This is a genomic window from Halomonas heilongjiangensis (assembly GCF_002879645.1).
Classification (GTDB): Bacteria; Pseudomonadota; Gammaproteobacteria; order Pseudomonadales; family Halomonadaceae; genus Halomonas; species Halomonas heilongjiangensis.
Window position 1 is genome coordinate 1 of the sequence record NZ_PNRE01000024.1, and the last position, 11,595, is coordinate 11,595.

Annotated in this window: 11 protein-coding genes and 1 pseudogene; 2 read left to right on the top strand and 10 right to left on the bottom strand. The window is 68.0% G+C overall.

Translation table 11 applies throughout. From position 1 onward, the window contains the following. The 6 genes from C1H66_RS04845 to C1H66_RS04870 all read right to left on the bottom strand — a co-directional run. Positions 1 to 402: NAD(P)(+) transhydrogenase (Re/Si-specific) subunit beta (locus C1H66_RS04845; protein WP_181423425.1), on the bottom strand; the 402-nt coding region annotated here is incomplete at its 3' end. Positions 403 to 418: 16 nt separating this feature from the next. Then, the gene (locus C1H66_RS04850; protein WP_102626777.1) at positions 419 to 1,990 is read right to left on the bottom strand and encodes a Re/Si-specific NAD(P)(+) transhydrogenase subunit alpha; all 1,572 of its coding nucleotides are present in this window, start codon (positions 1,988 to 1,990) and stop codon (positions 419 to 421) included. Between the two features lie 170 nt (positions 1,991 to 2,160). Continuing rightward, a complete protein-coding gene (locus C1H66_RS04855) occupies positions 2,161 to 2,985 on the bottom strand; it encodes a glucosaminidase domain-containing protein (RefSeq protein ID WP_240618213.1) in 825 nt (274 codons plus the stop codon). Positions 2,986 to 3,139: 154 nt separating this feature from the next. Further along, positions 3,140 to 5,044: a molecular chaperone HtpG gene (htpG, locus tag C1H66_RS04860; RefSeq protein ID WP_102626779.1), complete on the bottom strand. Its 1,905-nt coding sequence runs from the start codon at positions 5,042 to 5,044 to the stop codon at positions 3,140 to 3,142. A gap of 95 nt (positions 5,045 to 5,139) precedes the next feature. After that, the gene (locus C1H66_RS04865) at positions 5,140 to 5,619 is read right to left on the bottom strand and encodes a PaaI family thioesterase (protein WP_102626780.1); all 480 of its coding nucleotides are present in this window, start codon (positions 5,617 to 5,619) and stop codon (positions 5,140 to 5,142) included. Further along, on the bottom strand, positions 5,612 to 6,109 hold the full coding sequence (locus C1H66_RS04870; protein WP_240618214.1) for a PaaI family thioesterase: 498 nt from the start codon (positions 6,107 to 6,109) through the stop codon (positions 5,612 to 5,614). The genes C1H66_RS04865 and C1H66_RS04870 overlap by 8 nt, the downstream gene beginning before the upstream one ends. Before the next feature lie 186 nt (positions 6,110 to 6,295). On the opposite strand from C1H66_RS04870, the gene C1H66_RS04875 reads away from it, so the two are divergent. Beyond that, positions 6,296 to 8,263 carry a transglycosylase SLT domain-containing protein gene (locus C1H66_RS04875; RefSeq protein WP_102626786.1) on the top strand — a complete coding sequence of 656 codons (1,968 nt, stop codon included), beginning with the start codon at positions 6,296 to 6,298 and terminating at the stop codon, positions 8,261 to 8,263. A 155-nt stretch (positions 8,264 to 8,418) separates the two neighbouring features. Here the strand turns inward: C1H66_RS04875 and C1H66_RS04880 are convergent, their stop codons facing one another. After that, positions 8,419 to 9,063 (bottom strand): LysE family translocator, encoded by a 645-nt coding sequence (locus C1H66_RS04880; RefSeq protein WP_102626782.1) that lies wholly within the window; start codon positions 9,061 to 9,063, stop codon positions 8,419 to 8,421. 304 nt (positions 9,064 to 9,367) lie between these two features. Between C1H66_RS04880 and C1H66_RS04885 the strand changes: the two genes are divergently transcribed. Then, on the top strand, positions 9,368 to 9,574 hold the full coding sequence (locus tag C1H66_RS04885) for a cold-shock protein (RefSeq protein WP_102626783.1): 207 nt from the start codon (positions 9,368 to 9,370) through the stop codon (positions 9,572 to 9,574). Positions 9,575 to 9,704: 130 nt separating this feature from the next. On the opposite strand, the gene C1H66_RS04890 is transcribed toward C1H66_RS04885, so the two are convergent. The 3 genes and pseudogenes from C1H66_RS04890 to C1H66_RS22810 form a co-directional block, all read right to left on the bottom strand. Continuing rightward, complete coding sequence (locus C1H66_RS04890; protein ID WP_102626784.1) at positions 9,705 to 10,337, bottom strand: prolipoprotein diacylglyceryl transferase; 633 nt, start codon at positions 10,335 to 10,337, stop codon at positions 9,705 to 9,707. A gap of 72 nt (positions 10,338 to 10,409) precedes the next feature. Next, positions 10,410 to 10,838: a VOC family protein gene (locus C1H66_RS04895; protein WP_205738626.1), complete on the bottom strand. Its 429-nt coding sequence runs from the start codon at positions 10,836 to 10,838 to the stop codon at positions 10,410 to 10,412. 21 nt (positions 10,839 to 10,859) lie between these two features. Then, positions 10,860 to 11,595 (bottom strand): annotated as a pseudogene (locus C1H66_RS22810) (M48 family metallopeptidase); the annotation flags it as partial.

Here is an 11,595-nt window from a genome sequence, read left to right on the forward strand (position 1 = left end):
GGCCACCAGGGCGGCAAAGGCCGAAAACTCCTGCTGTCCGGCCTCCAGCGCCTGGGCGGCCAGCACCCGCCGCCGCTCGAGGTCGGCGTTCCAGGCCACGAAGACCGCGGCCAGACCGACGAAGGAGTGCAGCGCCGCGACCAGCTGCGGCATCTCGGTCATGGCGACGCGCTTGGCCACGTGCCAGCCGGCCACCGCACCGATGATCATCATCGGGATCATCCACCAGTAGCCGCCGATCCCCGGCCCGAAGGCGGTGAAGAACACCGCCACGGCCATGCCGACGATGCCGTACCAGACCGCGCGCTTGGCCTTCTCCTGATTGCTCAACCCCCCCAGCGAGAGGATGAACAGTACACTCGCCGCGATCGACGCGGCAGAAACGAATCCTTGCCCCAACATATCTTGTCTCCGCCGCTCAGGATTTCTGGAACATGGCCAGCATCCGGCGTGTCACCAGGAAGCCACCCACGATATTGATGGTCGCGATCAGCACCGAGATCGCCGCCAGTACCCCCACGATCCAGCTACCCGAGCCGATCTGCAGGATGGCGCCGAGGATGATGATGCCCGAGATCGCGTTGGTCACCGCCATCAGCGGTGTGTGCAACGAGTGACTGACGCCCCAGATCACCTGGAAGCCGACGAAGCAGGCCAGCGCGAAGACGATGAAGTGCTGCAGGAAGGACGCCGGCGCCACCTGGCCCAGCACCAGCATCAGCGCTCCCCCCACGCCCAGCAGGGTCACCTGCCGCTTGGTCTGGGCCAGGAAGGCAGCGTGCTCGGCGGCCTTCTTCTCCTCCGGCGTGGGTTCCTTGACCTTCTCCTTGGGCTTGGCGGCGGCGATGGCCTTGACCTTGGGCGGCGGCGGCGGGAAGGTGACCTCGCCGGCATGGGTCACCGTGGCGCCGCGGATGACGTCATCCTCCATGTCGTGGACGATCGCACCATCCTTCTCCGGCGTGAGATCGGTGAGCATGTGGCGGATGTTGGTGGCATAGAGCAGCGAGGCCTGGGTGGCCATGCGCGAAGGAAAGTCGGTATAGCCGACGACCGTCACGCCATTGTCGGAGACCACCTTCTCGTCGGCACGGGTCAGGTCGCAGTTGCCGCCCTTCTCGGCCGCCAGGTCGACGATCACCGACCCGGGCTTCATCGCCTCGACCATGTCCGCGAGCCACAGCTTGGGAGCCGGTCGGCCCGGTATCAATGCGGTGGTGATGACGATATCGACATCCGGCGCCTGTTCGCGGAACAGCGCCAGCTGCTTCTCGCGGAACTCGGGGCTCGAGGGCGCGGCATAGCCGCCCGTCCCGGAACCGTCCTGGCTGTCCTCGAAGTCGAGGAACAGGAACTCGGCGCCCATGGACTCGATCTGCTCGGCGACCTCGGGGCGCACGTCGAAGGCGCGCACGACCGCCCCCAGGCTGGTGGCGGTACCGATGGCGGCGAGCCCCGCCACCCCGGCGCCGATCACCAGCACCTTGGCCGGCGGCACCTTGCCGGCGGCGGTCACCTGGCCGGTGAAGAAGCGACCGAAGTTGTTGCCCGCCTCGATCACCGCCCGGTAGCCGGCGATATTGGCCATGCTCGAGAGCGCATCCATCTTCTGCGCCCGCGAGATCCGCGGCACCATGTCCATGGCGACCACCGTCGCTCCCTGGGCACGGCACTTCTCGAGCAGCGCCTCGTTCTGGGCCGGCCAGAAGAAGGCGATCAGCGTCTGCCCCTGGCGCAGGCGTCCGACCTCCTCCTCGGAGGGCTCGCGCACCTTGATGACCACCTCGGCCTCGCTCCAGAGCGCCTCGGCGCCGTCGACGACGGTGACCCCGGCCGCCCGGTAGGCATCGTCATCGAAGCCCGCGGCGACTCCGGCCCCGCTCTCGACGAGACACTCGTGTCCCAGCTTCTGGATCTGCTGCGCGCTCTCGGGGGTCAGCGCGACGCGCGCCTCCCCCGCGGCACTCTCCCTGGGTGCTCCAATCTTCACTCCAACTCCTCCTATTATCCTTTTGTCGAGAAATCCCGACCGTCACTCATACCCCAGTGAAGGGCGAGGCACAAGCCGCAGCTTGCCCGTCCGGGCGGGACAGTGCTGTTCTCGGAACGACTGATGCCACCCCAGGGGGTGGCATCGTCGGCGTCAATCGTGCGGCAGCGTCAGGCAGTATCGTCGGAGCCGTGACTGCGTATCAAGAGCGCATTGGTACGCAACAGCGCCAGCAGCACGTCCCGGTAGTCGGCACGTACGGCATAGCGATCGAGGGTAGCGATCAGCGCTTCGGGGGAGACGTCTTCCCGGGCCGCCAGTTCGGCCCGGCGGGTGCGCAGCCGCTCATAGGCGCGGTGGGTATTGAGGTTGTGCAGATAGGCACGTACCGATTCCTGGACGCTGTCGAAGGCCTGGAAGCGACGGCCGCTGCCCTGCTGGCCCAGCCCGCAGCCGTCACTGAAGCAGCGCATGCCGAACAGGTTGTTGCCCTGGCGGGCGAAGCGCGAGGTGCCCCAGCCGGACTCTTCCACCGCCTGGATCACCACCATCTCCAGCGGCAGGGTATCGACGCGGGTCAGCAGGCGCGGGTCGACACCCTCGCCACGGCAATCGAGCCGGTAGTCGGCACACAGCTCGGCCAGACGCTCACGCTCCTGGGCGTCTGGCAGGGCCGGCCGTTCCAGCAGGGCCTGGAGCCACTCCCGCTTGGCCTGGATGCGCGCATTCTCGGCCTCGACGATGGGCACCAGCATGGTGAGGAAGGCCGCCTTGCGCTTCGGACCGGCCGGCACGCCGCGCAGGTCCGGCAGTGCCGCCACCGGATCGTCGAGTTCCGCCGCGGCGTCGAAATCGGGCAGCGGCCCATCCAGTTGGGGCTCGGCCAGCAGCGGGCCGGCGGCAATGCCGAGCACCAGCAGCAGGATCGCGGCCAGGGCGCCGAGTCGCCAGCGGGGATAACTCAGGCACAGCAGAAAGCGGGACAAGAGACGCATGGGATCATGCCTCATCGATGAAGATGGGCAATCTTAGCAGCCTTTCGCCACAGATCCGACATTTTTTTGCACCGCAACAAACGCAACCCCGCCGGCACGCGCCGTCGGCGGGGTTGGTGACCACTCACTGGGGCGGCGCTCGGATGCCGTTGGCTCAGGCCGTCAGCAGCCCATTGAGACGCCGCACATAGGCCGCGGGGTCGTCGAGATGCCCCCCTTCGGCGATGATCGCCTGATCCAGCAGGATATGGGCCAGGTCGGTGAAGGCTTCACCCTCCGCCGCCTCGAGCCGCTCGACCAGGGGGTGCGCCGGATTGAGCTCGAGGATCGGCTTGACCTCGGGCAACGGCTGGCCGGCGGCCTCCATGATGCGGCGCATCTGGTAGCCCATCTCGTGTTCCGGCAGCACCACGCAGGCCGGCGAGTCGGTCAGGCGATGGGTGACCCGCACCTCCTGGGCCAGCTCGCCGAGCGCCTCCTTGACCCGCTTGACCAGCGCCTCCTTGGCCTTGGCGGTCTCCTGCTGGGCCTGCTTCTCCGCCTCGTCCTCGACCTCGCCGAGGTCCAGGTCCCCCTTGGCCACGTCGACAAAGTGCTTGCCATCGAACTCGGTCAGATGACTCATCAGCCACTCGTCGATGCGGTCGTGGAGCAGCAGCACCTCGATGCCCTTCTTGCGGAAGATCTCGAGGTGGGGGCTGCTCTTGGCCGCATTGAAGCTGTCGGCGACGATGTAGTAGACCTTGTCCTGCCCCTCCTTCATGCGCTCGAGGTAGTCGGCCAGGGACTGGTCCTGGGTGGCGCTGTCGGTATGGGTGGTGGAGAAGCGCAGCAGGCCGGCGATCTTGTCGCGATTGGCGAAGTCCTCCGCCGGGCCCTCCTTGAGCACGCTGCCGAAGGTATTCCAGAAGCCCTGATAGGCCTCCTTGTCCTTGGCCAGCTTGCCGAGCATGTCCAGGGCACGCTTGGTCAGGGCGCTCTTGATCTTCTCGACCTTGGGGTCCTGCTGCAGCAGCTCCCGGGAGACGTTCAGCGACAGGTCACGGGTGTCGAGCACGCCCTTGACGAAGCGCAGGTAGAGCGGCAGGAACTGCTCGGCGTCGTCCATGATGAAGACGCGCTGCACATAGAGCTTCACGCCACGGGCGCCGTCGCGCTCATAGAGGTCGAAGGGCGCGCGGCCCGGCACGTAGAGCAGGCTGACGTACTCGAGCTTGCCCTCGACCTTGTTGTGGCTCCAGGTCAGGGGGTCGCTGAAGTCATGGGCCACGTGCTTGTAGAAGGCCTTGTACTCGTCGTCGGAGACCTCGCCCTTGGGCCGCACCCAGAGCGCGGTGGCCTCGTTGACGGTCTCCCAGACGGTCTTCTCGCTGCCCTCGACCGGCGTGCCGTCGTCGTCCTTGTCGGTCTCGACACGCGGCATGCGCACCGGTACCTCGATGTGGTCGGAGTACTTGCGCACCAGGCTCTGCAGGCGGAAGTCGTCGGCGAACTCCCTGGCGTCCTGCTTCAGGTGCAGTACGATCTCGGTGCCGTGGGCCGGGCGCTCGACGTCGGCGACGGTGAACTCGCCCTCGCCCTTCGAGTGCCATTCCACTCCCTCGCCGGCCGGGGTGCCGGCCTTGCGCGTGCGTACGGTGATGTCGTCGGCGACGATGAAGCCCGAGTAGAAGCCGACACCGAACTGACCGATCAGCTTCGCATCCTTCTGCTGCTCGCCGGAGAGCTGCTTGAGGAACTCGGCGGTGCCGGAGCGAGCGATGGTGCCGAGGTTCTCGATCACCTCGGCACGGTTCATACCGATGCCGTTGTCGCGAACCGTGACGGTGCCCGCCTCCTGATCATGCTCGATCTCGATGCGCAGCTCGCTGTCGCCCTCGTACAGGGCATCGTTGTCCAGCGCCGCATAGCGCAGCTTGTCGCAGGCGTCGGCGGCATTGGAAATCAGCTCGCGCAGGAAGATCTCCCGGTTGGAATACAGGGAGTGGATCATCAGGTGGAGGAGTTGCTTGACCTCAGTCTGGAACCCCAGGGTCTCTTCACGAATGGCAGTGGACATGCGTCGAATCCCTCGTCGTGTGCACAGGACGGCGGTGCAGGACAGGCACCGCCGGTTTCAAGGCTGACGGGGATATGGGGGCCGGGCCCCACTTTTCAAGCGTCGGCGTGATCCGTCGTGACCGGGTCGGCCAGCACGAAGTGCAGACGCGCCGTGGCCACCGGCACCGCCTCGTCTTCCTGCCAGGCACTGACCTGGACATTGGCCATGCGCCGTCCCTCGCGCAGCAGCCGACAGCGGGCGTGGGTCGGCGCCACCCGGGCGGTGCGCAGGTAGTCGATGGAGAGATCGACGATATGCGGCAACCGCGGGATACGGGTGGCGAGCATCAGGTCGAGGGTCGCGGCGGTCTCCATGAACGCCGCCACCACCCCGCCGTGCAGCGCCGGCAGCAGCACGTTGCCGACATTGCCCTCGCTGGGGGCGAGGCGGTACAGCAAGCCGTCGGCGTGCGGGTCGGGGATCGCCGAGACGCCGATGCGCCGGGCATAGGGCACCCATGCCAGCCAGGCCTCGACATCCCCCTCGGCGCGGGTCCGCGCCAGCCACTCGACGTCGCTGAAGCCCTCACGCATGGTCGTCCTCCCCGGCGAACAGCGCCTCGGCGAAGCCCGGCGGCGTATTGCGCGGCCCCAGCCGCACGAAATTGCCGATGCCCCGTGCCAGAGGTCGGCCCTCCTCCTGCCACAGGGTGCCCTCGGTGAAGACCACCGGCGCGGTGACCCGGAGCACGCGCGCCTCGGCGAAGATATCCCGCCCCACCACACCCGGGCGGTAGTGGTCGACACGCAGGTCCAGGGTCGGGCAGACCTCCAGCGCCGGCAGGGCACAGAGCACCGCTGAGCCACAGACGGTATCCAGCAGCATGGTCAGCACCCCGCCGTGCACCAGGCCGCGGGCGCTGTCGCCGAGCAGGTCATCGCACCAGGGCAGGCGCATGGTGACCACCGGCGGCGTCACCGTCAGCACCTCGAGGCCCAGCTCACGGGTATGCGGTATCACCGTGACGAAACGGGTCAGGGCCTGGCGCCACGCCTCGACGGAGCGATCCTGGTCAGGGGTCACGGCCGGTGCCTCCACGATATTCCAACGAGCGTTTGATAGCTTTTGTCTAGCCTAGTCGCCGCTGGGCCGGCGTACAAGCCCCGGGCGGCTACATTCTTTCACTTACTTTCGCCTCGGCCCCCTACTCAAATACCCCCCGATCGGCGAGGATACGGCTTGATGGATTTCCCCTCGGAGGCCCGCCCCATGCGCCATCGTCCCCTCGCCCGGCGTGTCGGCTCCCTGCTGACCGCCCTGACGCTCGCCCTCCCCCTGTCGCTGCCGCCGGTAAGCGCCTTCGCGCTCGGCGACGACCGCGCCATGCGCGACGCCCTGGAGGCCGCCCGCAATCAGGAGTGGCAGAAGATCGACCAGGCGGCCATCGATGGCCATTTACTAGCCGGCTACGTGGAGTACCACCGCCTACGCAACCGCCTGCCCCAGGCGGAGCCGTCCCAGGTGCTCGACTTCATCGAGCGTCACGGTGACTCGCCGCTGGGCGAGTGGATGCGCGGCCAGGCGATCGCCCGTTATGGCCACGCCGGCCGCTTCGGCAGCCTGCTGGCGGTGGCCGACGGCGTACCCGAGGGTACCGCGCGCCAGTGCTACTACTACACGGCCCTGCTCGGTCGCGACCCCGGTGCCGCGGCCGAGGGTGGTCGCGAGCTGTGGCGGGTCGGCCGTTCGCAGCCGGATGCCTGCGACACCCTGTTCCGGGCCCTGCGCGAACGCGGCGAGATCGGCGAGCGGGAGATCTGGGAGCGCAGGATGCTCGCCTGGCAGGCCGGCGAGACCGGGCTGATGAGCCACCTCGGCAGGATGCTGGGCAGCCGCTGGCAGGAGGCGAACGACACCGTGGAGCGGCTGCGCAAGGACTACGCCGCGATCACCCGGGTGCCCACCTGCATCGGCCCCGGCTGCCAGGGCAGCAGCGCCCTGTTCGCCGCCGCCATGCACGGCTTCACCCGTGCCGATACCGAGGCCGCCTATGAGGCCTGGCGCAAGATCGCCCCGCACCTGGAACTCGACGCTTCCAGCCGCCACGCCATCGAACGCGACCTGGTGTTCTACTCGCTGGTCCGCGACATCCGCCAGAACCGCGCCTGGGCCGACGAGGCCCTGGCCGGGATGCCCGACCCCGAGCTGCTCGAGCTGCGGGTGCGTACCGCCCTGGCCGAGCGCGACTGGCGGGGGGTCATCGACTGGGTCCACCGCATGCCCGACGAGCCGCGCCAGGACGCCCGCTGGCAGTACTGGCTCGGCCGGGCGCTGGAGCAGCTCGGTGACACGGCGACGGCTCAGACCGCCTATGCGGCCGCGGCCGAGGGGCGCAGTTTCTTCGGTTTCGCCGCCGCCGACCGCCTGGGCCGCCCCTACGCCCTCAACCTGGAGCGCAACGGCTTCGACGACGACTACCGTGAGCATGTCGCCCGCTGGCCGGCGGTGCAGCGTACCGAGGCGCTGATCCGCATCGGTGAACAGGGACTGGCCAACAGCGAGTGGTACACCGCCGTGTCCCGGGCCTCGGCCCGGGAGGCACGAGCGCTCGCCGACTATGCCCAGCGACGGGGCTGGCACGCCAAGCTGGTGCAGACCACCATCACCGGACAGATGTGGGATGCCCTGGACTGGCGCTTCCCGGAGGCCTACCGCGAGCACTTCCTGCACTGGGGGCGCGTTACCGGGGTCGACCCCTACCTGCTGATGGGGATCGCCCGCCGCGAGAGCGCCTACAATCCCGACGCGCTCTCGCCGGCCGGTGCCCGTGGCCTGATGCAGGTGATGCCGGGTACCGCCACCCAGCTCAGTCGGCAGCTCGGCATCAGCGATCCCGGCCCTTACGGCGTGCTCGACCCGGCGCTCAACATCCGCCTCGGCAGCACCTACATCCGCGACATGCTCGACCGCTACCGCGGCAACCGCCTGGCCGCCACCGCCGCCTACAACGCCGGCCCCGGCCGGGTCGATCGCTGGCTGCGCGACGCCCCGGAGGAGTTCGACCTCTTCGTCGAGAGCATCCCCTTCCGCGAGACTCGCAACTATGTCCAGGCGGTGCTCTCCTACCGGGCGATCTTCGAGAGCCTGGCCAACGGCGGCAGCAGCGAGGGCGTGGCGATGCTCAGCGCCGCGGAGAAGTCCGTGCGCTATGACCGTTCGCTGCTGGCCCGCAACTGAGGATGGGAACCAAACTCAGCCGCAGCCATATAGGGCCCCGGGGGCAAGCCGAAGAGGAGGTCCTACGCCAGGGATGGCGTCGGTAGCGTACAGGGATGTATTCACAGCGCCTCCTGGCAGGCTTGCCGCCGGATCAGCCCTGAGATCTGGCGACGCTAGGCCGGAGAGCGCTCCAGCGCCAGCTTGACCCCGAAGGCGATAAGCACGCCACCGGTCACCGCGTTGAGCCACCTGGCGAAGGCGCGGCTGGCCAGCCAGCGCCCGGCGCTGCCCACCATCACCACGATGGCGATCTGCCACAGGTTGGCGATCACGAAATGCACCCCGGCGAGCCACAACGACTTGGTCAGGGCCGGGTCCCCCGGAGCGATGAACTGGGGCAGGAAGGCCATGTAGAAGACCACTGTCTTGGGATTGAGCACGTTGGACAGGAAGCCCTCGCGCAGCGGCTGCCACACCGGCACCGCACGGCGACCGCCGCCGACGCCGGCCACCGGCAGCCCCTGGCCGCGCCGGACGGCGAGCAGGCTGTTCGCCCCCAGCCAGACCAGGTAGGCGGCCCCGAGCATCTTGAGCAGGCCGAAGGCCCAGGCCGACTGCAGCAGGATCAACGAGATGCCCAGCGCCGAGACGGCGGCATGCACGAAGAGCCCGCAGCAGATCGCCAGGCTGGTGAGCATGCCGTCACGCATCCCCCCCCGGGCGGTGTTGCGGATCACCAGCAGGGTATCGACACCCGGGCTCATGGTCAGCAGGGTGATGGCCACCAGGAAGGGCCAGAAGTGTGCATCGATGAACATGAAAGGACTCGCGAAAGAGAGCGGGACAGGCGGCCGGCGGGTGCTGGACGCGTCGGAGGTTTCCATCTACAGTGAGCTTGCGGGCGGTTGCAACGGTTCCCCCGGCGACAGCCCGGTTGACGCAATCGGGGTGCCGGTGCACCATCCGCTGCGTTGGTCAGCAAGTAAAAAGTCGTCGGTTGTACTTCGATTCCTTCGATACACGCGGTGCGCACTTCTTCCTTGCCTTGCCCACGCACTTGGGGCGCTCGATACGACATCGCGTGCCCGGCACGATCATTACAGTATGTTAAGGAAATCGACAATGGCAACTGGCACTGTCAAGTGGTTCAACGACACCAAGGGCTACGGCTTCATCTCTCCCGACGACGGTGGTGATGACCTGTTCGCGCACTTCTCCGAGATCCAGGCTGAAGGCTTCAAGACCCTGCAGGACGGCCAGAAGGTCACCTTCGAGGTCACCCAGGGCAAGAAGGGCCTTCAGGCCTCCAACATCCGACTCGCCAACTAAGGGAGTCATCCCTGGCGGCCCGGCGCCGGTTGCCGACCCCGTCTGACGACGACATCGCCAATCGGAGCGCTGCAGCCCGGAAACAGGAAGGCCCACCTCGCGGTGGGCCTTTTTCATGGGCCGCCGGGTGTCACTCCTCCTCGACCTCCATGGGCTCGAACTCGTATCGTTCCTGTTCGACCTCCTCGAACTGTTCCTCCAGGCGGCGCTGAGCCTCTTCGAAGCGACGCTCCTGCTCCTCGATGATGGCATCGATGTCGCTGCTGGTGGGCTCGCCGGCCTGGGCAGCCTCCTCGTCGAGGCTGGACTCGCCGCGCGCCTCGGGGGAATCGCTGCCCGGGTCGTCCATGGGCTCGAACTCGGGGCTCTCCCGCTCCACCTCCTCGAACTGTTCGTCGATGCGTCGACTCGCCTCCTCGAAGCGGCGCTCCTGCTCCTCGATGATGGCGTCGACGTCATCCCGGGTGGTCTCGCCGGGAAGCGCCTCATCGCCTTCCAGGCTGGTATCGGGTGACTCGCCCAGGGTCTCGGCATCGGCATCGACCTCGCCGTCCTGGCCTTGCTCTACGTCGGCCTCCTCCTCGGCAGGCGGCGGCGTCTCGGCAGCGATCTCATCCTCGTCCATCTCGGCAGCGGGCTCCTGCACCCCCTGCGTCTCCTCGGGCTCGGCAGGAGCGGGCTCGTCATCGCCGTTGCCGCAGCCGGCGAGCCCCAACGAGAGCGCCAGGGCAGCCACAAGAGGCATCCAGGGTTTCATTGCCATCCTCTATTACTCCTGACAAAAGGATCGATATTGCACCAGAGCGACACCGCTCCCGCAAGGCAGGGCCATCGCTCAGGTGGCAAACAGCTGGCCGGCGATGTCTCGAAACGCCTTGAACTCGATGGCGTTGCCGGTGGGATCGCGGAAGAACATGGTGGCCTGCTCGCCGGGTTGGCCGCGAAAGCGGATATGGGGCTCGATCTCGAAGCGTATCCCGGCCGAGGTCAAGCGGTCGACCAGCGACTCCCAGTCACGCATCTCCAGCACCACGCCAAAGTGCGGTACCGGCACGCCATGGCCATCCACGGGGTTGCGATGGTCGTCGATGCCCTTGTCGCCCAGTTCCGGATTGAGATGGCAGACGAACTGGTGGCCGAAGAGGTTGAAATCGACCCAGGTATCGCTGGAACGGCCTTCCGTGCAGCCCAGCAGTTCGCCATAGAAGCGTCGGGCCTCGGCCAGATCACGGACCTGCACGGCGAGATGGAAGGGGGTGAGCATCTCGATTCCTCCGGGAATGGGTTACCGATGCTGTCCATCATGCCGCTCCCCGGGCCGGCTGGCCAGCCCGCCTCTGTCAGGGTCCGGCAGCGGACAGCCGAGGGTCCAGGCCACGGCGCGCAGCAGTTCTGCCTCCTCGGGCTCTACCCGCCCGTCGTGCTCCACGCAGCGGGTCATGGCGGCGAGCAGTGCCGCCCGCTCGGCCGTGGCCAGACGCACCAGCCGCGCCATGGCCCAGTCCAGGTCCGCTGCCAGGGCCGGCTCGGCCACGAAGTCGAGGGCGACGCCCAAGGCCTCGGCAGCCTGGCCGAAAGCCTCGCGGGCCTCGGCCTCATCGCCCTGGCCGGCTGTCGCCAGGGCCGAGAGCATCCGCGAGAGCGGCCCGCCCAGGTCGACCAGGTGGCAGTCGCGCCGGGCGCGCCGCTCGCCCTCGATGCCCTGGACGACCAGCCGGTGGAGCGCCCACTGCAGCGCCCCGGGACGGGTCTCGATCGCCATCAGCCGCTCGAGGCAGGCACGGAAACCGGCGAACTGGGTGGTGGACAGCTGGCGCAGCACCGGCAGCGCCAGTTCGATCAGCGGCAGGCGATGGCCGGGTGCGAGTCGTGCCAGGGGCTCGGCGAGTCGGTCCAGTTCCACCAGCACCTCGGGCAACGCCTGACTGGCGAGGGCGAGGCGCTGCTTCTCTCGGCTCTGCGGGTCGACCCCCATCAGGATGCCGTAGACCAGCGCCCGGGCGGCGAAGGGGTCGTGGGCG

Coding starts and splice junctions, on each gene's coding strand:
- C1H66_RS04855 (WP_240618213.1), bottom strand. CDS start 2,985: ATGCGTCTCTTGTCCCGCTTTCTGCTGTGCCTGAGTTATCCCCGCTGG.
- htpG (WP_102626779.1), bottom strand. CDS start 5,044: ATGTCCACTGCCATTCGTGAAGAGACCCTGGGGTTCCAGACTGAGGTC.
- C1H66_RS04865 (WP_102626780.1), bottom strand. CDS start 5,619: ATGCGTGAGGGCTTCAGCGACGTCGAGTGGCTGGCGCGGACCCGCGCC.
- C1H66_RS04875 (WP_102626786.1), top strand. CDS start 6,296: ATGCGCCATCGTCCCCTCGCCCGGCGTGTCGGCTCCCTGCTGACCGCC.
- C1H66_RS04880 (WP_102626782.1), bottom strand. CDS start 9,063: ATGTTCATCGATGCACACTTCTGGCCCTTCCTGGTGGCCATCACCCTG.
- C1H66_RS04885 (WP_102626783.1), top strand. CDS start 9,368: ATGGCAACTGGCACTGTCAAGTGGTTCAACGACACCAAGGGCTACGGC.
- C1H66_RS04890 (WP_102626784.1), bottom strand. CDS start 10,337: ATGGCAATGAAACCCTGGATGCCTCTTGTGGCTGCCCTGGCGCTCTCG.
- C1H66_RS04895 (WP_205738626.1), bottom strand. CDS start 10,838: ATGCTCACCCCCTTCCATCTCGCCGTGCAGGTCCGTGATCTGGCCGAG.